This window comes from Listeria marthii (genome assembly GCF_014227425.1).
Lineage (GTDB): Bacteria > Bacillota > Bacilli > Lactobacillales > Listeriaceae > Listeria > Listeria marthii.
In genome coordinates this window covers 265,211-288,468 of record NZ_JAASWB010000003.1, presented here as the reverse complement: position 1 = coordinate 288,468, position 23,258 = coordinate 265,211, and the positions used below count along the sequence as shown (strand labels likewise).

The window sequence follows — 23,258 nt, the reverse complement described above, 5'->3', positions numbered from 1 at the left end:
TTTTCCAGCAAATCTGGAAGAACCCCCGTGTGAATTACGTATGACTGATTGTATCTTTTGGCTGTTCGATTTCCTCTTGATTCGTAACACCTAGAACATCTAAGAAGAACATTACAACTGGAATACCAACGATTAATCCCCAAATCCCAAAGAAATGCTCTCCGAAAATAAGAATAATGAAAGTATAAAAAACTGGTAAATTGGTTTTTGCCGACATAAGTTTTGGATTAAGCACATAAGATTCTAATGCATGGATAATGATAACGACTATTAAGATGTAGAAAATATATTCTACGCCACCGATGGAATAACCGATAATCGTTAGCGGGATAAGCGAAATAATAACCCCAGCTACCGGAATTAATCCAAGTAAGAACACCATAATCGATAAAGTCATCAATTGCGGGAAACCTAAAATCCAAAGCGCGATCGTTGTTAAAAACGCATTTACAAGCGCGATAATAAATTGAGCTTCGATTACTTTACCGAAAGTCGCAACAAATTTGGACCCGAAGAACTTCACTTCCTCGTAGATAAAAGCAATTTTACTAGTAGAAAATTGATTCGTGAAGGAAACTAGATGCTCTTTTCCAAGAGAGAAAAATAGGCTTAACATGAGCGCGATAAACACATTCATCAAGACTGTCCCAACGTTCGTTAAATACGTTAAAATCATCGAAACCCCTTGCTCTGTGTACTTCATAATATCAAATTGATTCGCTAAGCTAACAATATAATTAATGAAATCATTGTTGCTATCTGTTTTTAAGAACGTATTACCGAATTTCACCAACTGATTTATTTGATCCGCTAAGACAGGAATGTACTTAACGAATACAAACACGATGACGGCAGCAATTAAAGCATAAAGTAGCAATACAATAATTTGTCGATAAATCGAGATTCTCCGTAAAATAAAGTTTTCGAGACGTGTTATCAGGTAAGAAAAAATAAATGTTAATAAAATAATATTCATTTGGCTTCTGAGTAAGTATAAGACGAAGGCGATTAATATAAAGACGCCAACCCTTCGTACGCTGCGATTTTGTAAAAATGAACTAAGCTCTTTCAAAAATAGATGACCTCCTACTTGTGTTGTGGCTACTTATCTTCGCCAATAATTTTAACTTCTGTTTCTAGTTCTACATCGAATTTCTCACGGACGGTTTTTTGAACATAGGCAATTAAATCCATGTAGTCTGTGGCAGTTGCGCCGCCGATATTTACAATAAACCCAGCATGTTTTAAGGAAACTTGAGCCCCACCGATAATATGTCCTTGTAAGCCGCTGTCTTGAATGAGTTTACCGGCAAAATGACCTGGTGGACGTTTGAACACACTTCCGCAAGAAGGATATTCTAGTGGCTGTTTTGATTCGCGTGCTGCGGTTAGTTCATCCATTTTTGCTTGGATGGCATTTTTATCCTCTAATGCTAAAGAAAAAGTTGCATCCAGTACGATGTAATGTTTCTCAGCAATGGTGCTAAAGCGATACGCTGCTTTTAGTTCTGAGCGCTTTAATTTTTTTAGTTCGCCCGTTTGTGTTAATACGGTAGCAGCTTCTAAAACATCGCTGATTTCGCCGCCGTATGCGCCGGCATTCATATGTAATGCTCCACCAATAGAGCCAGGAATCCCACACGCGAATTCGAGGCCACTAAGGCTTTCATCAAGTGCAAATTTGGCCGTATCGATAAGTTTAGCACCACTCATTGCAGTAATTTGTGTGTTGTTTCTTTCAATTGTTTGGAGTAAATCAAGATGTAAGATAACACCGCGAATTCCGCCATCTTTAATAATAAGATTAGATCCGTTACCAAGAATAGTTAATGGAATTTTATTTTGGTGGCAGTAAGATACTACTTCTTGCGTCTCTTCTATTGTTTTCGGCATAACGAAAATGTCTGCCATACCACCTGTTTTTGTATACGTGTAGTTAGATAAGGGTTCATTTAATTTTATCGTTATATGTGGGAACTGTGTTTGTAAGTTATTCATTATTTATTTCAAACCTTTCATGGTTGTAGTTTAAAAATCACTTTCTTTATTTTATCATGGAACCGCACTTTTACAAAGAATTCCAGAGTTTTTTTAACAAAATAGGAATATTTAAGTATATTTTAGGGTAATTGGATGATATGTTCTTGAGTATTAAAATTAAAAATGTTAAAATATAGAACATACATTCGATTAAAAAGAAAGGGATGAAAAAATGATTCGTTTTGATAATGTGTCAAAAAAATATAACGAAGATAAGACTGCTGTAAACAACGTGACTTTAGATATCAAGGATGGCGAGTTCTTTGTTTTCATCGGGCCGAGTGGTTGCGGGAAAACGACAACATTAAAAATGATTAATCGCTTGATTCCACTAACAACTGGAACCATTTATATTAATGAAAAGCGAATTAGTGATTACGATATTCATGAACTTCGCTGGGATATCGGCTATGTATTGCAGCAAATTGCACTCTTTCCTCATATGACAATTGAAGAAAATATTGCGATTGTTCCAGAATTAAAGAAATGGAGCAAAGAAAAAATTCACGACCGGATTACGGAATTACTAGATAGTGTTGGCTTAGATCCAGAAAGTTACCGTAATCGTAAGCCAGCAGAACTTTCAGGTGGAGAACAGCAACGTGTTGGAGTCGTTCGCGCCCTTGCAGCTGATCCAGGGATTATTCTGATGGATGAACCTTTTAGTGCGCTTGACCCTATCTCTCGCCAACGTTTACAACAAGATATTTCTGCGCTTCAAAAGAAAATTAAAAAAACCATCGTATTTGTTACGCATGATATGCAAGAAGCTCTTGCGCTTGGAGACCGAATTTGCGTAATGCAAGGCGGCGAAATTGTTCAAGTAGCTACCCCGGAAGAAATTATCAAAAATCCGGAAAATGATTTTGTTAAAGATTTCTTAGCATCTGGTCATGCTTTCAATACGCCAATTTTAGAAGGTAGTTTTACGGTCAATGATTTAATTGAAGCTGATTTGTTTTATGCGTATCAAGCTAGCGATGGCACACTTGGCATTTCGTCCAAGGAACCTGTCGAAAATCTTGTACGCCGCATTGCTGAAGAACAATCGATTCCTGTGACAGACGAAATGGGTAATTTTATTGGTACGATTGCAAATAAACATGTGATGCAATTTTTAGCGCGTCATCTAGAAAGTTCGGGTGAGCTGGTATGAATACACTTCTAGATACATTTGCTGTCCGTAAAGATGAACTGTTCACGGCTTTAGTGCAGCACATTCAGATTTCTTTCGTCTCTCTTTTTATTGCCGTGTTAATTGCGTTACCGCTTGGGATTTACTTAACTAGACATAAGCGACTTGCTGAGCCAATTATTCAAGTGGCTGCCATTTTCCAAACGATACCGTCTCTTGCCCTACTGGGATTATTAATTCCGCTAGTTGGTATTGGGATTGTACCGGCGATTATCGCGCTTGTTATTTATGCCCTTTTGCCGATTTTAAGGAATACATATACTGGGATAAAAGAAGTAGATCCGGCACTTGTCGAAGCTTCACGCGCAATGGGAATGAACAAATGGAAACGACTATACAAAGTACAACTACCGCTTGCGATGCCTGTAATTATGGCTGGTATTCGTACGGCGATGGTATTAATTATCGGTACCGCAACACTTGCCGCATTAATTGGCGCTGGCGGACTTGGGGACTTAATTTTACTGGGGATTGATCGCAATGATAATAGTTTAATTTTACTTGGTGCTATTCCAGCTGCATTACTAGCTATCTTGTTTGATTTCCTACTGCGTTTCCTTGAAAAAGCATCCTTTAGAAGCACGATTATTACGATTTCAGCAGGGATTTTACTCACCGCCGCAATCATTGTCGTTCCTTATTTTGCGTCCGATAAAAAAGAAATTACAATCGCTGGTAAATTAGGTGCAGAGCCAGAAATTTTGATTAATATGTACAAGTTAGTTATTGAAGACGAAACGGATTTAAAAGTTAATGTGAAGCCTAATATGGGTAAAACAAGCTTCGTATTTAATGCCTTAAAATCCGGTGATATTGATATTTATCCTGAATTTACAGGAACAGTATTAGAAACCTTCTTAAAAGAAAATGCGAAAACCCATGATCCTGAGCAAGTTTATACGCAGGCACGTGACGGTTTGGCAAAAGATTTTAACATGACTTACTTAAAACCGATGAAATACAACAACACCTACGCACTTGCGGTATCACCTGAATTTGCGAAAGAAAACAATTTGGAAAAAATATCTGACCTCGGTCCGGTATCCGACCAAGTCAAAGCAGGATTCACGCTTGAATTCAAAGACCGTTCGGATGGCTATAAAGGCATTCAAGATAAATACGGCCTGACATTCTCAAACTTGAAAACAATGGAACCAAAACTGCGCTATAATGCGATTAAATCTGGGGATATTAACTTATTAGATGCTTATTCGACAGATAGCGAACTAGCTCAGTATAAATTAAAAGTACTGGAAGATGATCAGCAACTCTTCCCTCCTTATCAAGGTGCGCCACTTATGCTGACAAAAACATTAGATAAATATCCAGAACTGAAAAAACCATTAAACAAACTCGCTGGAAAAATTACTGACGATGAAATGCGTAAAATGAACTACGAAGTGAATGTAAATGGTAAATCAGCTTATACTGTTGCTAAAGATTATTTACAAGATCAAGGTATAATCAAATAAAAAAAGCTAAGTGGCGTAAAAACCACTTAGCTTTCTTTTTATTGTCTGATTAAATTTTTAACTTTATTAACGTTTGGTTTATAGAAACGACAATGTGTTTCAAATTCTTTATTAAATTCAGCTGCTCGTTGGGTTAAGGATTGCTCGTGATCTAACATTAAGCCTTCTTCAAGGAGCGGTGTAAGGGAAATGATTTGGTCGAAAACTAGACCAGCATTCGTGTCGCTTAAAACAGAAACCATTTTGCCAAGTGCTTTTTGTTTTTCTGTAGGAAGCTCTTTTTGATGAAGATGGAACCATTTTGCGAGTTGTTTACGATTTTTGCGCGTTGCTTCTAAATAAATGCTTTGCGCATAAGCCGCTTTAGCAAACGCAATCGATAAGTTTTCAGCAGATTCCCAGTCTTCGTCTAAAATTTCCCCTTGCATCTTGATTTTTTGATTGAGTAAACTAATATCTTCTTGATAAATATCCATTTTGTGTTGTTGTTGTTTGTAGACTTCCATCGCTAAATTAAGTTCATCAATGGTTGGCTGCATTTTTTCACCAAAAATAGTATTATCATTTAAAATTAATTGTGTTTGTTCTATTTTTTCAGCAATAATGCTATCGCGTTCTTTAATTACGTGCGCTCGTTTACCTAAGTATTCAAAATAGAAGTTATACTTTTGAATGCGATTAACAACTGCTTCTGCTTCTTTCACTGTCACTGGTTCTTCTTCGGAATTTAAGACAGTCACACCAGCTACTTTACTTAATTTGGTATAAATAATAATCGTGTAAACTTCGCCGTCCAAATTGATTGTGTACGGTAGTTTATGTTGCTGCTCTAAAAGCCTTTTATGTTGTTTTAATAGTTTATCCGTCATTGTTATTCAACACCTTTACTACGCCATTAGTATTATATAATTCAATTATATAGTATAAAGATGAAAATTTCGAGGGAAAGAAATGAGAAAATTATTTTTAATTGTTTACATAATATAATTATTGTCCTCTTACCTCTTTACAATGACGTTAAAGTATAGAATAACAAGTAGATATTTAAGACAGCGATGAAAATGGCGACCGTCCAAGAAATGATTTTTAACCATGTCGGGTTAACGAATTCGCCCATCTTCTGTTTATCGCTTGTAAACATGACTAACGGAATAACTGCGAATGATAATTGCATCGAAAGAATAACTTGGCTAAATATTAATAGTTCATTTATTCCATTTGCTCCGTATAAAGCTGTGATAACAACTGCTGGGACGATTGCCAGTACACGTGTTAACAAGCGGCGAACTACTGGTTTTAAACGGATATTTAAGAAACCTTCCATAACAATTTGCCCAGCTAGTGTGCCTGTTAATGTAGAGTTTTGTCCGGAAGCAAGTAAGGCTACAGCAAATATGGTGCTGGCGATGCTGCTACCAAGTGTTGGATTAAGTAATTTATAGGCATCCTCAATTCCAGCTACATTATGTTGCCCGGTAGTATAAAAGGCTGCCGCAGCTAAAATTAAAATCGATGCGTTAATTAATAAAGCGATCGTTAAGGAAAAAGTGGAATCGATAAATGAAAAACGAATTGCCTCTTTCTTCCCTTCTTTTGTCCGAGCATATTGTCTTGTTTGCACGATAGATGAATGCAAATATAAATTATGTGGCATTACTGTCGCGCCAAGAATACCGAGTGCAATATAAAGCATTGCGGGATTAGTAACGATTTCTGATTGTGGGATAAACCCTTTAGCAATTGCTTGCATGTCTGGATGAGACATCACCATTTCTGCTCCGAAGCATACTAGAATCGTAACCATTAAAGTAATAACAATCACTTCGATATAGCGGAAACCTTTATGTTGTAAAAATAGCACGAGAAAAATATCTAACGCGGTAATACAAACGCCCCAAATTAACGGAATGCCGAATAGTAAGTTAAGCGCAATCGCACTACCGATAACTTCGGCGATATCAGTGGCGATGATTGCTAGTTCGGCCAAAATCCAGAGGACAAAGCCAAATGGTTTCGAAAAATGATCACTAGATGCCTGTGCTAAATCTCGACCAGTAACGATGCCTAATTTAGAGGCAAGTGATTGTAATAGTACGGCTAAAATATTAGAAATTAAAATAACAGATAATAAAGTGTAACCAAATTCTGATCCCCCAGCAATAGATGTTGCCCAGTTACCAGGATCTACATAACCTACCGCGATAAGTGCGCCTGGCCCCATAAAGGCAAATAATTTCCGGAAGAATTTTGCGTTTTTTGGAATAGCGACTGAATTATTGACTTCGCTCAAGCTGGGAGCATTTTGTGCTTTTCTCCAGCTTTGTTTTGTGCGTTCTGTTTTCTCCTTTTTCATGCTCCCTGACCTTCTTTCGTTTATGATAAAAAGTTTACTACGGGAAACATTTTTTGTCAAACGAAAAACACAACCTTTTGTTGAAGATGAGAGGTTGTGTTTTCGAGCGGTTCTATAAGGCTTCGGTTAATGATTTTCTTTTGTTTTTCACTGGGTTTAATGTGCGTTCGACCCAACCAAGTAGCAGATCGGCTAAAATGGCCATGACTGCCGTTGGGATTGCACCAGCTAAAATGATCGCGGTACCGTTTGTAGCATTAGTTCCGCGGACGATGATGTCTCCAAGGCCTCCTGCTCCAACGAATGTCCCGATTGCTGCGACTCCAATCGCGATAACAAGTGCATTTCTGATACCTGCCATAATAACGGATAATGCAAGTGGCATTTCGATAAGGCGTAGCACTTGCCATTTTGTCATTCCCATTGCTTTACCGGATTCAAGAAGCGCCCCGTCGACGTTTCTAATGCCTGTGTAGGTGTTTTTTAGAATTGGTAGTAAAGAATATAGGAATAAGGATAAAACGACTGTATTCGTCCCTAAGCCCATGATGAGCATAAGTACAGCTAACAGGGCGAGTGCTGGGATTGTTTGGATGATATTGGCAATTTGGATAACCCAGCCGGCTAAGCGTTTTTTCCTAGCAATATATACTCCGAGTGGTATTGCAATGATTGCTGCGAAGATAACTCCGTAAGCACTCATTAAGAAATGCCGCCAGAACTCTTCCATGACATAACTTCCATTTGTTTGGTAATAGTCAATTAATTGTTTTAATGTTTCCATCTTTTGGCACCTCCTTAGTTTTTACCGTCAAAGTAATTATTTTTTTGTAGGAATTCTTGCGCTACAATGGATGGTTCTTTTAATTTGCCATCTGCCTCATAATTAAGCTTTTGCATTTCTTCAGTGGAAATTTTACCTTTTAGCTTATTAATCGTAGTTTTTAGTTCTGGGTGTTTCTTTAAAATTTCATCTGTTGCGAGTGCTGAAGCGTCATATGGTGGGAAGAATTTTTTATCATCTTTTAATAGTTTTAAGTTGTATGTTGGGATACGGCCGTCTGTTGAGTAACCAAGCGCCACGTCCATTTGATTGTTTTTAAGCGCAGTGTAAATTAAGCCAATTTGCATTGGGAAGATTTTCTTGAATTCGATGTCATAGGCTTTTGAGAATGCTTTATAGCCGTCTCCTTCGCGTTCCATCCAAGAATTATCAACGCCAGCAGTGAGTTCATTTTCCACTTTGCGCATATCACTTACGGTATTTAGGTTGTATTTCTTAGCGGTATCTTGACGCACCATAAACACATAAGTATTAGCAAAGCCGTAAGAATCAAACCATGTTTGGTGGAAACGTTCTTCAAACCCTTTTTTAACAGCAGCTAAGGCTTTTTCTGGGTCTTTAATAGCATCTTCGCCGAGTGGCCCAACTAAATCGGTTCCAGTGTATCTTGTAGCTGTAATATCTACATCACCGTTAAGCATTGCTTGGTGTTGCACGATAGTTGATCCGAGGTTGTTGACGATTTCTACTTTTAAGCCCGTGTCATGCTCAATCAATTCTTTTAAAATATTGGAAACGATTTGTGACTCAGTTGTGGCCATTGCACCAATACGGATAGTATCTTTGGAACTTCCTCCAAGACCTGGTAAAGAACAACTAGATAAGAAAAGCGAACTGGTTAGAAGTAGCACGCTGAATAATGCGATTAATTTTTTCTTCATATCATTCTCCCCCTTCCCGAGCTTCGCGGATGGCTTTTGGAGTGAGGCGATATTCTAATTTTCCAAGCGCGAATTCTACTACAAGGGCTAAAATGGTTACTGGAATTGCTCCGCCGAGAATTAAATCTGGACGGTATAAGTTCAAGCCATTAAAAATAAAGTCTCCAAGTCCGCCAGCACCAATATAGGAAGCAAGTGTTGCCCAAGCGATAACGTAAACGGCAGATAAACGAATGCCGGCCATAATAATTGAGATAGAATTAGGAATTTCAACATTTACAATCAGTTGCCAATTCGTCATCCCCATTCCACGACCAGATTCGATTAAATTTTTATCAACCCCTCGAACCCCGATAAAAGTGTTACGCAAGATTGGTAAAAGCGCATAAATAAATAGCGCAATAATCGCCGGTAGCGTTCCAACCCCAAGAAATGGAATAATGAATGCCAAAATGGCGAGTGATGGGACAGTTTGAAGAACACTAACTACACCAATAACAAAGTTCGCTACTCTTGGTGAACGAGTGAGTAAGATTCCAGTTGGTACCGCAACGACAATCCCTAAAATAACGGCAGATAAGGAGATAAATAGATGTTGCCATGTTTGGACAAGTAAGTTATGGCCGTTTTCTTGAAAAAAAGTAACAATTGCGTCCATAGCTTATCCCTCCTGCTTCATTTCTGGCTCTGTCGTTTCGGAAGCGGCATGTTCCTCCTGCGTTTCTGCTCCTTCGCCCCAGATGGAATCATAAACGATATCTACTAAGCTCGCACGAGTGACAATCCCGACAAGCCGTTTATCTTTATCAACGACCGGAATATATTTATAGCCACGTTTTAATATCCGTTGCACTGTATCGCGAAGTAACGTATCTTCATTGACATAAAAAACGTTTTTCTCGATTATATCCATAACAGAAGTTGCAGTACGACGATTTAAATCAATTTGCTCTACGTCGATAAAGCCTTTTAATACATTGCCTTCATCCACTACTAGTAACGTATCTACTCGTTTTTCTTTCATAATAGTAATCGCGGCTTGTAGTGATTTATCCGCTGTAATAGAAACGGGATTCGTATTCATAATTTGCGCTACTTGAGTAACATCTGGTTTCGCTTCAATTAAGCGATCTTTCCCGATGAAATCACGCACAAAGGAATTCGCCGGATTGCGTAAAATTTCATCTGGCGTATCAAATTGAACGATTTCGCCTGCTTTCATAATAACGATACGGTCTGCAAGTTTAATTGCTTCATCCATATCATGCGTAACGAAAATAATCGTTTTTCCAAGCTCTTTTTGCAAGTTTTTGAATTCTTCTTGAAGAGAATCACGAGTAATTGGATCTAGTGCGCCAAAAGGTTCATCCATTAAAATTAAATTTTGTTCAGCCGCAAGCGCTCTCAGAACACCGATACGTTGTTGCTGTCCACCACTTAATTCATAAGGATATCGGTCTAAAAACTCTTCTGGTAAATCTACTAATTTAATTAATTCTTTGGCCCGTTCTTGTTTTTTCTCTTCGGACCATTTAAGTAACTTTGGAACAAGGACGATATTTTCACGAATCGTCATATGTGGCATTAAGCCAATTTGTTGGATAACATAACCAATCGAACGTCTTAGTTTGACAGGATCTTCCGCCATGATGTCTTTGTCATTAATAAATATTTTACCTTCTGTAGGTTCAATAAGCCGGTTAATCATCTTCATTGTTGTCGTCTTTCCACAACCACTTGGACCGATAAAACAAACAAATTCTCCTTTATCGATGCTAAGAGTTAGATCATTAACAGCTTTTTTGCCCCCTTTATAAGTCTTCGTTACGTGTTCAAATTTTAACACGCTTATACACCTCCATTTTTTCTTTACCACTACCAAAAAATTGGCAATCGATAAATATTTTCCCTAAAGAGTACTGATTTAAACTTTTTAAATACAAAAAAAACAGCTTAAAGACAGTGTTACATTCAAACGGAAGTTCCTAGACAAGATGATTTCGTACTTGTGGCACGTGTGACATCGATGCTAAACTTTAATCGTGAAAATGAGCATTGTAATAAGCTGCAATATAGTATTTATTTAATTATAACACACTTAAAAAGGCCCAAAAGCAAATGCTCTCGGACCTTGTGGTTATTTTGGTAAGAATAATTTGGGTGAGGTTTTTAGTAATATCGAGATGACGATACCAGCAACAATGACCGTAGCCAAGCAGCTAGCCCCATTCATGACAATCGAAAACAGCTGAGCGCCCCAACCTTGAAAAGCATAAGCCCCCCAGAATAACACGCCAGCAACATAATGCCAAAAATATTTAGCAACGCCACCAATAATCATGGTTCCCCACGCCCATTGGATTGCCTTTTTAAGTTGATTAGCAGCTAAATTGCTTCGAACTTGCTTACTGAATACGCCACTAAACGCAACAAAACTGAAAGCTAAAATGTACTCAATAAATGCTTGTGACGGCATTAAAATATAGGCTTTCCCAGTGAGAAAATGTAGTAACCCCCACAGTAGTCCAGCGAATCCAGCAGCCCAAAAACCGCGGCGGATCGCAATCACATACATAGGAATCATTCCCAGTGAAATCGAGAAACTAGAGCCGATGTCCAGCGGGATAAAACTTAGTACCATCGCCACTGCGGCAAAGATAGCACACTCAAGTAAAATGATTAATCGTTTGTTTTGCATAAAAAATAAACTCCCCTCTTCTTTTTGGTCAAAAACGTACCCCAGAAGAAAGCAGTTTCTATGGTTAGAAATGCAATCGCCACAATCCCTACGCTCGTATTAACGAACAGGTTCAAAGGGTCAGAATCCAAAAACACGTGGACTCAATCTCAGCTAAGAAGCCCCCCCTGTGGTAACGTCTATGAAATTATCGTACAACAATTATTATAGCATGCACTTCTTTTTTGTAAAGAATTTTTTCTTTTCTTTAGTCATTTGCAGAAAATTTCACAGTATTTTGCGCTTTTTTCGGCAATTTATCAAAAATAAGCTGATAACTATTTTGAATTAACGCAAATTCAGTTTCAGCTTCCACATCGTATTTTTCATTAATAACAAGCGTAATCCAATGCTTTTTATTTAAATGATAGCCTGGTTTTATGCTCAAATATTCATCGCGCAACAAATCAATTCTTTCAGGCTGACATTTAACGCTGACATATAAATCCCCGTGGTATAAATGTATCAGTGCGAATATTTTACCACCAACCGTTAAGGCATGCGTTTTTTTATCAAACGGAAAAGTTTCTTTGGCAGCTTGTAAAGTAAGACAAAGCGCGACTTTTTCTTGTAAAGTTTGCTCGTAATCCATCCAGCTCTCCTCCTTATTTTCATATTATAACATTTATTTATGTGTGTATGCTTTCTTTGCTTCACTAACCATGTTAAAATAGAAGTAATTGTGCTTTTTCTGATTTCAAGAAGAAGTAACTTAGTATTGGAGGAAGAAAATGTTAACTGTAAATAATGTTGGCTTACGCTACGGCGATAAAAAGCTATTTGAAGATGTTTCGATTAAATTTTTGCCAGGTAACTGTTACGGTCTTATTGGCGCAAACGGTGCTGGTAAATCAACGTTCCTAAAAGTGCTTTCTGGCGAGCTTGATTCACAAAGTGGTAATGTGCATATTGGTTCAGGTGAGCGTCTAGCTGTCCTTCGCCAAGATCATTTCCAGTATGATAATGAACTTGTTCTTAACACTGTTATTATGGGACATGAACGTCTATACAAAATTATGGACGAAAAAAATGCCATTTACATGAAAGAAGATTTCAGCGATGCAGATGGTATCCGTGCTGCGGAACTTGAAGGCGAATTTGCTGAATTAAATGGTTGGGAAGCGGAATCTGAGGCTGCTGTTTTATTAAACGGCTTAGGTATCCCTACTGACTTACACGGAAAACTTATGAAAGATTTAACTGGTGGAGAAAAAGTGAAAGTGCTTCTTGCGCAAGCTTTATTCGGTAAACCAGATATCTTACTTCTGGATGAGCCTACCAATCACCTGGACATCCGTGCGATTCATTGGTTAGAAGAATTTTTAATCAACTTTGATAATACTGTTATCGTTGTATCCCATGACCGTCACTTCCTAAACAAAGTGTGTACGCATATTGCGGATCTTGATTTCAGCAAAATTAAATTATATGTCGGAAACTATGATTTCTGGTATGAATCAAGCCAATTAGCTCAAACAATGATGGGCGATCGTAATAAGAAAAAAGAAGAAAAAATGAAAGAATTACAAGAGTTTATTGCCCGGTTTAGTGCCAATGCATCTAAATCCAAACAAGCAACAAGCCGTAAAAAAATGCTCGAAAAAATCACGCTGGAAGATATTCAACCTTCTAGTCGTCGTTACCCTTTCATTCAGTTCAAACCGGACCGCGAAGTTGGGAATGACCTACTAACAGTAACAAACTTATCTAAAACAATTGATGGCGTGAAGATTCTTGATAATCTTTCCTTCTCCATTAATCGTAATGACAAAGTTGCTTTAGTTGGCGATGATGAAGTTGCTAAAACCGTTCTTTTCCAAATCCTTGCTGGCGAAATGGAACCTGACGAAGGTAGCTATAAATGGGGTATTACAACTAGCCAAAGCTACTTCCCGAAAGATAACTCCGAATTCTTCGAGGAAAACGATATGAGCCTTGTGGAATGGTTACGTCAATTCTCTCCAGAAGATGACAGTGAAGCATTCTTACGTGGATTCCTTGGTCGTATGCTATTCAGTGGTGATGAAGTACTGAAAAAAGTACGCGTCCTATCCGGTGGAGAAAAAGTTCGTTGTATGTTATCCAAAATGATGCTTTCAGGTTCTAACGTTCTTTTACTAGACGAACCTACTAACCACTTGGACTTAGAATCAATTACAGCATTAAATAATGGTTTGGAAGGTTTTAAAGGCGCAATGATCTTTGCTTCCCATGACCATCAGTTACTACAAACAATCGCAACTCGTATTGTTAACTTATCAAAAGACCAATTTTACAATAAAGAAATTTCTTATGATGAGTATTTAAAAGAAGTTATGAATGTAACGGAATAATAATAAAAAAACAATATCCCATTTTCGGGATATTGTTTTTTTATTTTAGTTCAATTTTGCCTGTTTCTGTTGTAATTGGTGTGGATGAATCTTTTAAATAACTAAGGAAACTATAAGAAACCCATGTAATATCAGACACTTTGTCTAATTTATCGACTGGGAAAACGATTTTCCCCTTGGCCGTTTCGCCAGGCTTAATTTCGGTTGTGTCGAAATTAGATAAAACAGCGTCCCCACCATTCAAATCTACTTTATTTGCTTCTAATTGTCCTTGATTTGGATATGTTTCAAGTACTTTAGATGCATTGTTGGTGATTTCTAAAGCGATTGTAATGCTACCTTCAACTGACTTACTTTCTAATGTTGAATAAGTTTCTTTCTTTTCGACCGTTATCGTACTGATTTTTTTCTTAATATTATCTGCGGAATCTTCATAGTTTACTTGATATGTCTTTGTTTCTTCTGGGGTAGTTTGACTTGTTCCTTTAGAAGAATAGTTAAACACATCATTTTGCACTTGTTGATAATGTGAAAAACTAACAATGATACCAATAATTGAGCCAATCATTAATAACGTCCCTGCGCTTGTTAAAATAGCACCGATTTTCCGTTTGGCTGGGAAAAATAAAATAACGATACCTGCGATAAAAATTAAGAAAGCACATATTCCGGCAATAATCCAAATTTCCATCTTATTTGCTCCTTTTTATGCGAATTTCTCCCTCACTATAACATATTTCTTCTTTAGTTCAAAGCAGTTAAGTCACTTGTTGGGGATGGATAAGCGAAAATAACGGATTGTAAATCCACTAAAGTTAAATTTGCTTTCATTAAAAGCGCGATATAATTAATCATATAATCCGCTTCTTCACTAAGGAAATGAGCCCCTTTTATTTGCCCAGTTTCCCTGTCTTCAATTATTTTTGCGAGTGCGATTGATTCGTTTGTTCGTTTATAAGTGTACCAATTTGTTGTGTCATGCTGTTTGATTTGGTATTTTTCTGGGTCTGCTTTAGCCTCTTCTATGCTAATACCAATACTTGCGAGTTTCGGGCTCGTAAAAACAACACTTGGGATTGCTGGATAATTGACTTTTTCGTCGCCTCCTAGGATGTTTTTAGCGACAAATGCGGCTTCGAGACTGACAACTGGGGTTAACGGCGCGCCTTTTGTGTCAGCTACATCACCGCACGCATAAATATGAGGATTAGTAGGTATTTGTAGTTTTTCATTAACGACGATGCCTTTTTTCGTATAATCGATATTTGCTTTTTCTAGTGATAAATGGTCGATATTAGGCTTTCTACCGGTTGCACCAATGATTAAATCTGTATTTAACGAAAAGCCATTTTTACCTTGAAGATGTAGTTTTTCACCATTTTTTTCGATTTTAGTAATATCTGTATCAAAATGGAAATGGACGCCCTCTTCTTTCATACTGGAAACTAATGCAGCGACAAAATCAGGGTCGAATTTCTTCAATGGTGCACTATTGTGATGAATAACATGCACTTCTCGCCCTGTTGCCTGTACAATCGACGCAAATTCAAATGAAATATAACCACCGCCGATAAAAACGACTGAATCTGGTAGTTTTTCGAGTGATAAGAAATCATCACTTGTTTGGATATATTCTTGTCCTTCCACTTGGAGCTTGCTTGGCGTAGCACCGGTTGCGATAACAATTTTTTTAGCAGTTAGTATATCATCACCGACTTGTAACGTATTTACATCTTGAAAGCTTGCTGGGCAAAAGAATGTTTCAATGCCTGCGTTTTGAAAACTTTCTAAACGGCTTTCAGGAACGTCTTCTACAAAGGTTTCTTTAAATGCCATTAAATCTGTCCAGCTAATCGTTGCGGCTTGCTTAATCCCTTTGCCACGTAATCTTGTAGAAAGGTTTCTTGCTTCTGCAGCACCGACAAGGACTTTTTTAGGGTCACATCCTCTGAGTACGCATGTTCCGCCCCAACTCCGCTCTTCTACAATTGCGACTTTTAATCCGGCTGCCTGCGCTTCAAAAGCAACGGTTGTTCCGCTTGCGCCGCTCCCGATGATAACTACATCATATGTAAAATTTGCCATGTAAATCACTCCTTCCTAGCATGTTTTCCCGTCTACTTTCACTTTTAAACGAAAAAAACTGCCACACACGAATGTGTAGCAGTCAATTCTAGACTTCCATAATGATTGGTAAAATCATTGGACGACGTTTTGTTTGTTCAAATAAGTAACGGTTTAATTGGTCACGAATATCTTGTTTTAATTTCGCCCATTCAAAGCCAGTTTCTTGTAGATTTTTTTCGACAATTTTTGTAACAACTTTGGAGGATTCTTCAATTAAATGTTCGGACTCGCGTACATAGATAAAGCCGCGTGAAATAATTTCTGGTCCGGATGTGATTGTTTTTGATTTGCGATTAAGTGTTACCACGACGATGAAAATACCGTCTTCTGAAAGCAGTTTACGGTCGCGGAGTACGATGTTTCCAACGTCACCGACACCTAACCCATCAATTAAGGTATTTCCAGAGTATACACGGTTTCCAGCAGTCATTTTATCATTTTTATATTCTAAAATTTCGCCTTTACCTACGATGAATACTTCTGATTTAGCCATACCAACTTCATGTGCTAATTTAGCGTGACTGATTAGCATGCGATATTCTCCGTGAACAGGCACGAAATATCTTGGTTTTAATAAGTTAATCATCAATTTTAAATCTTCTTGGCTTGCATGTCCAGAGATGAAAAGATTATTACTCATTGTTAACACTTTGGCACCAGCTTTATATAACATGTCCATTGTTTTCGCCATCATTGTTTCCAGTGATGGAGATGGTGTTGTTGTAATGTAAACTGTATCGCCTGGTTTGATGTTAAGTTGTGGGTGATTTCCTTTTGTCATTAATTGTAGTGACTGGATAGGTTCGCCCAGATTACCTGTTTCGATAATAGTAATTTCGTCATCGTTATATTTTTTTAGTTCTTTTAATGGCACGATTAAGTCTTCTTCAATAACAATTTTGCCTAAGCTGCCAGCAATTTCGAAAACGCGTTCTAGTTCTTTACCAACAATCGCGACTTTACGTTTTGTTGCGACAGATGCATCAAGCACTTGTTGCAAGCGGATTAAATTAGATGCCACACAAGCGACGATAATTCGACCGTCTGCCATTCGGAAAGCATGTCTAATTTCTTCTTCAATTAAACTATCGCTAGAAGTTGTTCCAGGGTGTTCTGCTTCTGAACTATCAGAAAGTAATGCTAGTACTCCTCTTTCACCAAATTCTGCAATATGGCTTAAATCAGAAGCATAACCGTCTTTAGCTGATTGATCGAATTTGAAATCACCTGTATAAACGATAGAGCCTTCACTTGTTTCAAGTACAATCCCAACAGAATCAGGAATTGTGTGCGTTGTACGGAAAAAGGAAACATCAATTTTAGCAAATGATAAGGTTGTTTCTTCGTTAACAACATGGAAATTTTTGAAGCGTAGTTTACGGTGCTCTTTGAGTGCAGATTTTGCAAGCGCAATGGTTAATTCTGTCCCGTAAACTGGCGCTTTGATTTTTTGAAGTAAGTACGGTAATGCACCGATTGCGTCTTCATGACCATGCGTTAAAAGAATGGCTTTCACGCGATCTTTATTTTCTTCTAAATATTTAAAATCAGGGATAACGATGTCAATTCCTAGTAATTCATTTTCGGGGAACATTAGGCCTGCATCTAAAATAAAGATATCTTCGTCTATTTCTACTACATATAAATTTTTGCCACTTTCATCGACACCGCCGAGTGGAATGATTTTTATGTTTTTCGCTTTTTTGATTGTCAAAGCGTAGACCTCCTTTGAACTATTTAGAAAGTCCTTCTAATATAGCTTGTAATTTCGTTCCTTGTTCAGCATTCAAATCTACAAGTGGTAGTCTTACAGGTCCAACACTAATGCCTTGTTGGTTAAGTAAGTATTTTGTTGGTGCTGGGTTTGGTACAGAGAATAGGCCATTCATAAGTGGAAGCAATTCCCGGTGGATACTTGCTGCTTTTTGAACCTCTCCTCGTTCAAATGCTTGGATCATTTCTTGCATTTCATTTCCTACCACATGGCTTGCAACGGAAATAACACCGTCTCCACCTACAGCAAGGATTGGTAACGTTAAACTATCGTCACCACTGTATACTTGGAAATCGTCCGAAGTTTCAGCAATGATTTTACTAATATTATCCAAATTACCGCTAGATTCTTTTACACCAACAATGTTAGGTAATTTTGCTAAACGGATGATTGTTTCTGGTTCGATATTAACGACACTACGACCAGGGATGTTATAAATAACGACTGGTAAATCAGAAGCTTCCGCAACTGCTGCAAAATGTGCGTATAAACCGTCTTGATTTGGTTTATTATAATATGGTGCAACGATTAAAACAGCGTCAATACCTCCGAGTTCAGCCACTTCTTTTGTGAAAGCGATTGTTTCGGCTGTGTTATTGGAGCCAGTTCCGGCGATTAATTTCGCACGTCCGTCATTTGTTTCAATTACTTGGCGGAATAATTTTATTTTTTCATCATGGGATAACGTTGGTGATTCGCCTGTTGTTCCAGCGATTACTAAACCGTCTGAGCCATTTGCGATTAAGTGGTTCACGAGATGATGAATTCTTTTTTTGCATACTTTATCTTTTTCTGGGTGAATTGGTGTCACCATTGCTGTAATTACTTTCCCTAAATCCATCTTTCATTTCCTCCTTACTTAATTTCCAAACAAAATACGTCATGAAGGGCATTGACTGCTGAAATTAAGTCCTCTTCTCTTACTAATACCCAAATAGTTGTGTGACTATCCGCTGATTGTAAAATTGGGATATTTTTTTCAGATAATGCACCTACGATTCTTGCTGTAACACCAGGAACTCCTGTGATTCCGGCACCGACAATGGAAACTTTTGCACAAGCTTCTCGGACAGTTGTTTGTAAGTTTGCTTCTTCTAATAATTGTTTCACTACATGACTTTTTTCTTCTGGGACTGTAAAAATAACAGATTGAGTAGAGATGTTAATGAAATCAAGGCTGATTCCAGCGTCTGCTAATATTTTAAAAGCTAGTTGTTGTGCTTTTACTGTCTCTGTTTGTACTGATATTTGGGTAAGGTTTGTAACGTGTGCTACGCCTGTTACCATGCGTTCTTTCACATCAAAATGGCCTGAATCATCGGTCAGTGACGTAACGAGTGTTCCCGTACTTTCTAAATAAGTAGAGCGAATACGCATTGGTATTTTGGCAGTCATCGCAATTTCAACAGCACGTGGATGAATGACTTTAGCGCCTTGATACGCCATATTGCTTACTTCGTTATAACTTACGCGCGGAAGTGAACGAGCATGCTCCACGATACGAGGATCAGCTGTCATCATACCATCAACATCCGTAAAGATATCGATGTAGTCTGCTTGTAACGATACGCCGAGCGCTGCAGCGGATGTATCACTTCCACCGCGACCAAGTGTGGAAATATCTCCTTGGTCAGTAATTCCCTGAAAACCAGCAACTACTGCGACATCAAGGGATGTTAAGGCATTTTTTAAACGTGTGGTATCCACTTCTGTGATTTTTGCGTTTAAATGATCATCGGATGTGATGATACCTGCTTGTCCACCAGAAAATGCTTCTGCTTTAATGTTAGCTTCTTTAAGCATGTTTGTGAAAACAGATGCAGAAATAGTTTCGCCAACAGAAAGTAAAGTGTCTTGCTCTCTGGCAGTTAGCTTAGTATTTTTAGCGCCGATAAGTTCTAACAGCGTATCAGTCGCATACGGATCGCCGTACCTTCCAATTGCTGAAACAACAACGACGACTTTGTAACCTTCTTTTAAGGCATGTTTGATGTGGTTAAATGCCATCAAACGTGACTTTTCATTTTGGACGGATGTTCCGCCAAATTTTTGAACAATGATTTTCATTTCTTACACCTCTAAATAATCGCTAGTTTGACTAAACTTTCAGCTATTTGAATCGAATTCCATGCGGCACCTTTGAGTAAGTTGTCAGAAACAATCCACATGTGGAAACCTTTGGGATCGTCAATGTCAGCGCGGACGCGACCAACGAACACTTCTTTTTTACCTGCAGCTTCAATCGCTTGCGGATATACTTGATTTGCCGGGTCGTCTTCAAGCACAACACCAGGGGCGTTTTTAAGCGCATTTTGGATATCTTTCGCACTTACGCCGTCTTTATCTACTTCAATATAAACACTTTCAGAATGACCACTAACTACCGGAATCCGAACACATGTAGCGGAAACTTTCATTGTGTTGTCTTCCATGATTTTTTTCGTTTCATTGATCATTTTCATTTCTTCGTATGTATAATCATTTTCTGTGAAAACATCAATTTGTGGTAACGCGTTAAAAGCGATTGGATAATGTTTTTTGTCCCCTTTTACGGGCATGATTTGTGGAGTGAATTCCTCGTTATCTAAAACTGCTCTGCTACCGTCTTTTAGTTCTTGAATGGCACTTACACCAGAGCCAGAAACAGCTTGATAAGTGGAAACAATAATGCGGTTTAATCCAAACGTTTCTCGAATCGGTTCGAGTGCTGCTACCATTTGAATGGTGGAACAGTTAGGATTGGCAATTATTCCATTATGGGAGAAAAGTGCTTTTTCATTTACTTCTGGAACGACTAGTGGGACTGTTGGATCCATACGGTAAGCACTTGTGTTATCAATAACAATAGCTCCGCGTTTCACAGCTTCTTTTGCGAGAGCTTTAGAAACAGAACCGCCCGCACTAAATAAAGCGATATCAACGCCTTCAAAACTTTCAGGTGTTGCTTCTTGAATAGTTACTTCTTCCCCGCGGAAGGCTAGTTTTTTTCCAGCAGAACGAATAGAAGACAAGAATGAAACTTGCTTTATCTTAAAAGTCGCCGCCTCTTCTAGTAATTCAATCATTTGGGTACCAACTGCACCAGTAGCACCTACAACTGCGACATGATAGCTTTTTGTCATAGTTTACAATTCCTCCTTCAATTTAATCCTCGTATTTCTGCTCGAAAACAGAAATCTGGTTAATTTTACACTTACTTTATCATACCATAAACAAAGCCATTTCGCAGTTTTTTATACGTATTAACGACTATTTTTTTAAATTGTTTGTTAGTTTGAAATAAAAAAACCACTTTCACGTAAATGAAAGTGGTTTTTGATTAATTTTCGGTTTGTTCGGATTGTGCTTTTGCAGCTGCTTCTTTATTGTTAATTGGTTGTTCTACTTTTGATTCGTCTTTGTTTGACTCAGCGCGTTCTTTTTTAAGCTCGAAATATTTATCGAATACTTCTTTAGAGATTTTCATGTTTGTTTTTTGGTCTGTACCGTATGGACGATAAATCCAAGGAACAACAACGGAAATCGCTATCTCTGGCTTTTCAACGGGCGCATAGCCGACGAAAGTAGTGTTCCAAACGCTGGCCATTTTGTTGCCTTCTTTTGGTCCATCGTAGAAAGCATCTGCTGTACCTGTTTTACCTGCAACGTCGTAATCGCTTGAAGTGAAGACGGTTCTTGCGGTACCAGTAGAACCATGTGTTACTTCATAGAAACCTTGTTGCACTGTTTTTATGTCACTTTCGGAAACGCCAATTTTATTTAATACTTTTGGTTCGTTAGCTGTTGCAAGTGTTCCAACAGTATCACCATCTGTACTAGGGTTTCTAATTTCTTTTACCATGCTTGGCGCAATTCTTGAACCACCATTAGCAATTGTTGAAACGTATTGTGCCATTTGTAGTGGTGTATACGAATCATATTGTCCGATAGCGAAATCGAGAATTTTACCAATTGTTTGGTCGTCCCCTTTGTAACCAGTTTGTTCGCCGGGAAGGTCGATGCCTGTTTTTACACCTAGGCCGAACTGATTATAATAATAACGCATATCGTCAAAAGTACTTAGTGGTGCTCTAAGTGGTCCATTTGGTACATAGTTGGCGCCACCCATTTTCATTGCTACTTGATACATGTAGGAGTTAGAAGAAATTTCTAATGCGCCAACAGGATCAAGTGGTCGATTGCCAGCTCCGGTTCTATTAAACCAAGAACTCTTTGGTTTCGTTCCTTTTAAAGCGATTGGTTGGTCAGTGAAGACGGTTTTGTTTGTAATAGCGCCGTCCATAATACCGCCAAGAATCGTGGAGCCTTTTACAGCGGAACCCATTGCGTAAGCTGTCGTAAATGTACCTAGGGAATAATCTTCAAATTCGCCTTTGTCATTTAACTTTTGACCTGCAAGTGCGAGAACTTCTCCGGAATATGGATCCATGGCAACAACGAATGCGCGGTCAAAAAGGTCAGAACCGGCATATTGTTTCCCTTGTTTAATATTTTTTTGGAGAATTTCTTCTACAGCTTTTTGGAATTCGACATCAACGGAAAGAACTAAATCTTTTCCTTTGGAGCCTTCGTATTTGCTGACAGTTTCGATGATGTTTCCTTTAGAATCAAGAACGCTCTCGGACTGGGATTTAGATCCAGCGAGAACACTTTCATATTGTGCTTCTAAATAACTTTTACCGACGCGGTCATTACGGCTATATCCTTGTGATAAGTAATATTCCGCTTTGTCTTTCGGTAAACCTTCTTTCGCTGTGGAAACGGAACCTAAGATAGAACGTAATGTTTCATCATAAGTATAGTAGCGATTCCAGTCAGTCGTTGTGTCAACACCAGGTAAACTGTCCATGTTTTCACTAACGCGAGCGATTTCTTCATCAGTTACATCTTTATTTTTGACAACCGATTCTGTCATTGCATAACCAGTAGTCATTTTTTTGTAAATGGTTGCTACTTTTAAATCTTCGGTCGTTAAACTAGCAATATCATCTTTTGTTACTTTTTCTACTTGGGCTTTGTATGCTTTAGCTGCATCAAGTGCTTGTTCTTTCGCTGATAAGCGATTGAGGGATTCGGTTTGATGCGTTAAAATCCAGTAATCTTTTAGATCACGGTCGGTTAGCTTTTCAGGCTCGACTGTAATTAGTTTTTGTAGCGTTTGAGCTACGTGAAGCGTTTCTGCTGTTTCTGTTTGTTGGCTACGTGTGTAAGTGATTGATTTGACGGCAGAGTTACCTACTAATAAATTGTAATTCCGGTCATAAATGCTACCACGTGGTACATTTTTGGAAACTGTTACGTTATCGGTCTCTTCTAATTGACGTTTGTAAGTATCCCCTTGTACGATTTGAACAATTCCAAGTCGTAAAATTAACACGGAGAATAAAATAAATATAATAAAGAATAGAATATTTAAACGTAGTGGAATGATGGCGCGTTTCTTCTTAGTGGAATCTTTTTTCTTTTTTCTAAAATTTAGTTTCACGCATAGTTACCTCACTT

General features: G+C 38.1%; 20 protein-coding genes and 1 riboswitch. Of the genes, 3 read left to right on the top strand and 17 right to left on the bottom strand.

The genetic code is table 11. The features are described 5' to 3' along the window. Positions 1-34 precede the first annotated feature (34 nt). Complete coding sequence (locus HCJ55_RS06785) at positions 35-1,072, bottom strand: AI-2E family transporter (RefSeq protein WP_008947797.1); 1,038 nt, start codon at positions 1,070-1,072, stop codon at positions 35-37. 29 nt (positions 1,073-1,101) lie between these two features. Further along, the gene (gene murB, locus HCJ55_RS06780; RefSeq protein ID WP_008947798.1) at positions 1,102-1,998 is read right to left on the bottom strand and encodes a UDP-N-acetylmuramate dehydrogenase; all 897 of its coding nucleotides are present in this window, start codon (positions 1,996-1,998) and stop codon (positions 1,102-1,104) included. A 214-nt stretch (positions 1,999-2,212) separates the two neighbouring features. Between murB and HCJ55_RS06775 the strand changes: the two genes are divergently transcribed. Together HCJ55_RS06775 and HCJ55_RS06770 are read left to right on the top strand one after the other, a co-directional pair. Then, positions 2,213-3,196, top strand: a complete 984-nt coding sequence (locus HCJ55_RS06775) for an ABC transporter ATP-binding protein (protein ID WP_185502221.1) — start codon at positions 2,213-2,215, stop codon at positions 3,194-3,196. Beyond that, a complete protein-coding gene (locus HCJ55_RS06770; protein WP_185517538.1) occupies positions 3,193-4,707 on the top strand; it encodes an ABC transporter permease/substrate-binding protein in 1,515 nt (504 codons plus the stop codon). Before HCJ55_RS06775 ends, HCJ55_RS06770 begins: the two co-directional genes overlap by 4 nt. A 38-nt stretch (positions 4,708-4,745) precedes the next feature. Here HCJ55_RS06770 and HCJ55_RS06765 read toward each other — a convergent pair whose 3' ends face one another. The 8 genes from HCJ55_RS06765 to HCJ55_RS06730 all read right to left on the bottom strand — a co-directional run bounded on the left by HCJ55_RS06765 (position 4,746) and on the right by HCJ55_RS06730 (position 12,114). Beyond that, positions 4,746-5,576, bottom strand: a complete 831-nt coding sequence (locus HCJ55_RS06765; protein WP_008947801.1) for a hypothetical protein — start codon at positions 5,574-5,576, stop codon at positions 4,746-4,748. A gap of 137 nt (positions 5,577-5,713) precedes the next feature. After that, positions 5,714-7,060, bottom strand: coding sequence for an Nramp family divalent metal transporter (locus HCJ55_RS06760; protein ID WP_185517536.1), 1,347 nt, complete (start codon positions 7,058-7,060; stop codon positions 5,714-5,716). A gap of 112 nt (positions 7,061-7,172) precedes the next feature. Beyond that, a complete protein-coding gene (locus HCJ55_RS06755) occupies positions 7,173-7,844 on the bottom strand; it encodes an ABC transporter permease (protein WP_008947803.1) in 672 nt (223 codons plus the stop codon). A 14-nt stretch (positions 7,845-7,858) separates the two neighbouring features. Next, positions 7,859-8,785 (bottom strand): osmoprotectant ABC transporter substrate-binding protein, encoded by a 927-nt coding sequence (locus tag HCJ55_RS06750; protein WP_008947804.1) that lies wholly within the window; start codon positions 8,783-8,785, stop codon positions 7,859-7,861. A 1-nt stretch (position 8,786) separates the two neighbouring features. Then, positions 8,787-9,443, bottom strand: a complete 657-nt coding sequence (locus HCJ55_RS06745) for an ABC transporter permease (protein WP_008947805.1) — start codon at positions 9,441-9,443, stop codon at positions 8,787-8,789. Between the two features lie 3 nt (positions 9,444-9,446). Beyond that, positions 9,447-10,631 carry a betaine/proline/choline family ABC transporter ATP-binding protein gene (locus HCJ55_RS06740; protein WP_008947806.1) on the bottom strand — a complete coding sequence of 395 codons (1,185 nt, stop codon included), beginning with the start codon at positions 10,629-10,631 and terminating at the stop codon, positions 9,447-9,449. Between the two features lie 291 nt (positions 10,632-10,922). Next, positions 10,923-11,483, bottom strand: a complete 561-nt coding sequence (thiT, locus tag HCJ55_RS06735) for an energy-coupled thiamine transporter ThiT (RefSeq protein WP_008947807.1) — start codon at positions 11,481-11,483, stop codon at positions 10,923-10,925. A gap of 67 nt (positions 11,484-11,550) precedes the next feature. After that, positions 11,551-11,661: riboswitch (TPP riboswitch) on the bottom strand. Positions 11,662-11,730: 69 nt separating this feature from the next. Further along, entirely contained in the window at positions 11,731-12,114 is a 384-nt protein-coding gene (locus HCJ55_RS06730) for an MmcQ/YjbR family DNA-binding protein (RefSeq protein WP_061114292.1), read from the bottom strand. A 139-nt stretch (positions 12,115-12,253) separates the two neighbouring features. Between HCJ55_RS06730 and HCJ55_RS06725 the strand changes: the two genes are divergently transcribed. Beyond that, the gene (locus HCJ55_RS06725) at positions 12,254-13,855 is read left to right on the top strand and encodes an ABC-F family ATP-binding cassette domain-containing protein (protein WP_185502226.1); all 1,602 of its coding nucleotides are present in this window, start codon (positions 12,254-12,256) and stop codon (positions 13,853-13,855) included. Between the two features lie 40 nt (positions 13,856-13,895). On the opposite strand, the gene HCJ55_RS06720 is transcribed toward HCJ55_RS06725, so the two are convergent. From HCJ55_RS06720 to HCJ55_RS06690, 7 genes are all read right to left on the bottom strand, one after another. Then, positions 13,896-14,546: a hypothetical protein gene (locus HCJ55_RS06720; RefSeq protein WP_185502227.1), complete on the bottom strand. Its 651-nt coding sequence runs from the start codon at positions 14,544-14,546 to the stop codon at positions 13,896-13,898. A 53-nt stretch (positions 14,547-14,599) separates the two neighbouring features. Then, positions 14,600-15,940, bottom strand: coding sequence for a dihydrolipoyl dehydrogenase family protein (locus HCJ55_RS06715; protein WP_185517534.1), 1,341 nt, complete (start codon positions 15,938-15,940; stop codon positions 14,600-14,602). 88 nt (positions 15,941-16,028) lie between these two features. Then, positions 16,029-17,696 carry a ribonuclease J gene (locus tag HCJ55_RS06710; RefSeq protein ID WP_185502229.1) on the bottom strand — a complete coding sequence of 556 codons (1,668 nt, stop codon included), beginning with the start codon at positions 17,694-17,696 and terminating at the stop codon, positions 16,029-16,031. Positions 17,697-17,715: 19 nt separating this feature from the next. After that, positions 17,716-18,597, bottom strand: a complete 882-nt coding sequence (gene dapA / locus HCJ55_RS06705) for a 4-hydroxy-tetrahydrodipicolinate synthase (RefSeq protein ID WP_185502230.1) — start codon at positions 18,595-18,597, stop codon at positions 17,716-17,718. A gap of 14 nt (positions 18,598-18,611) precedes the next feature. Then, a complete protein-coding gene (gene dapG / locus HCJ55_RS06700; RefSeq protein WP_185517532.1) occupies positions 18,612-19,823 on the bottom strand; it encodes an aspartate kinase in 1,212 nt (403 codons plus the stop codon). Between the two features lie 11 nt (positions 19,824-19,834). Beyond that, positions 19,835-20,878 (bottom strand): aspartate-semialdehyde dehydrogenase, encoded by a 1,044-nt coding sequence (locus tag HCJ55_RS06695; RefSeq protein WP_185502232.1) that lies wholly within the window; start codon positions 20,876-20,878, stop codon positions 19,835-19,837. 197 nt (positions 20,879-21,075) lie between these two features. Then, positions 21,076-23,241, bottom strand: a complete 2,166-nt coding sequence (locus HCJ55_RS06690; protein WP_185517531.1) for a peptidoglycan D,D-transpeptidase FtsI family protein — start codon at positions 23,239-23,241, stop codon at positions 21,076-21,078. Positions 23,242-23,258 lie beyond the last annotated feature (17 nt).

Coding starts and splice junctions, on each gene's coding strand:
- murB (WP_008947798.1), bottom strand. CDS start 1,998: ATGAATAACTTACAAACACAGTTCCCACATATAACGATAAAATTAAAT.
- HCJ55_RS06775 (WP_185502221.1), top strand. CDS start 2,213: ATGATTCGTTTTGATAATGTGTCAAAAAAATATAACGAAGATAAGACT.
- HCJ55_RS06770 (WP_185517538.1), top strand. CDS start 3,193: ATGAATACACTTCTAGATACATTTGCTGTCCGTAAAGATGAACTGTTC.
- HCJ55_RS06765 (WP_008947801.1), bottom strand. CDS start 5,576: ATGACGGATAAACTATTAAAACAACATAAAAGGCTTTTAGAGCAGCAA.
- HCJ55_RS06760 (WP_185517536.1), bottom strand. CDS start 7,060: ATGAAAAAGGAGAAAACAGAACGCACAAAACAAAGCTGGAGAAAAGCA.
- HCJ55_RS06755 (WP_008947803.1), bottom strand. CDS start 7,844: ATGGAAACATTAAAACAATTAATTGACTATTACCAAACAAATGGAAGT.
- HCJ55_RS06750 (WP_008947804.1), bottom strand. CDS start 8,785: ATGAAGAAAAAATTAATCGCATTATTCAGCGTGCTACTTCTAACCAGT.
- HCJ55_RS06745 (WP_008947805.1), bottom strand. CDS start 9,443: ATGGACGCAATTGTTACTTTTTTTCAAGAAAACGGCCATAACTTACTT.
- thiT (WP_008947807.1), bottom strand. CDS start 11,483: ATGCAAAACAAACGATTAATCATTTTACTTGAGTGTGCTATCTTTGCC.
- HCJ55_RS06730 (WP_061114292.1), bottom strand. CDS start 12,114: ATGGATTACGAGCAAACTTTACAAGAAAAAGTCGCGCTTTGTCTTACT.
- HCJ55_RS06725 (WP_185502226.1), top strand. CDS start 12,254: ATGTTAACTGTAAATAATGTTGGCTTACGCTACGGCGATAAAAAGCTA.
- HCJ55_RS06720 (WP_185502227.1), bottom strand. CDS start 14,546: ATGGAAATTTGGATTATTGCCGGAATATGTGCTTTCTTAATTTTTATC.
- HCJ55_RS06715 (WP_185517534.1), bottom strand. CDS start 15,940: ATGGCAAATTTTACATATGATGTAGTTATCATCGGGAGCGGCGCAAGC.
- dapA (WP_185502230.1), bottom strand. CDS start 18,597: ATGGATTTAGGGAAAGTAATTACAGCAATGGTGACACCAATTCACCCA.
- dapG (WP_185517532.1), bottom strand. CDS start 19,823: ATGAAAATCATTGTTCAAAAATTTGGCGGAACATCCGTCCAAAATGAA.
- HCJ55_RS06695 (WP_185502232.1), bottom strand. CDS start 20,878: ATGACAAAAAGCTATCATGTCGCAGTTGTAGGTGCTACTGGTGCAGTT.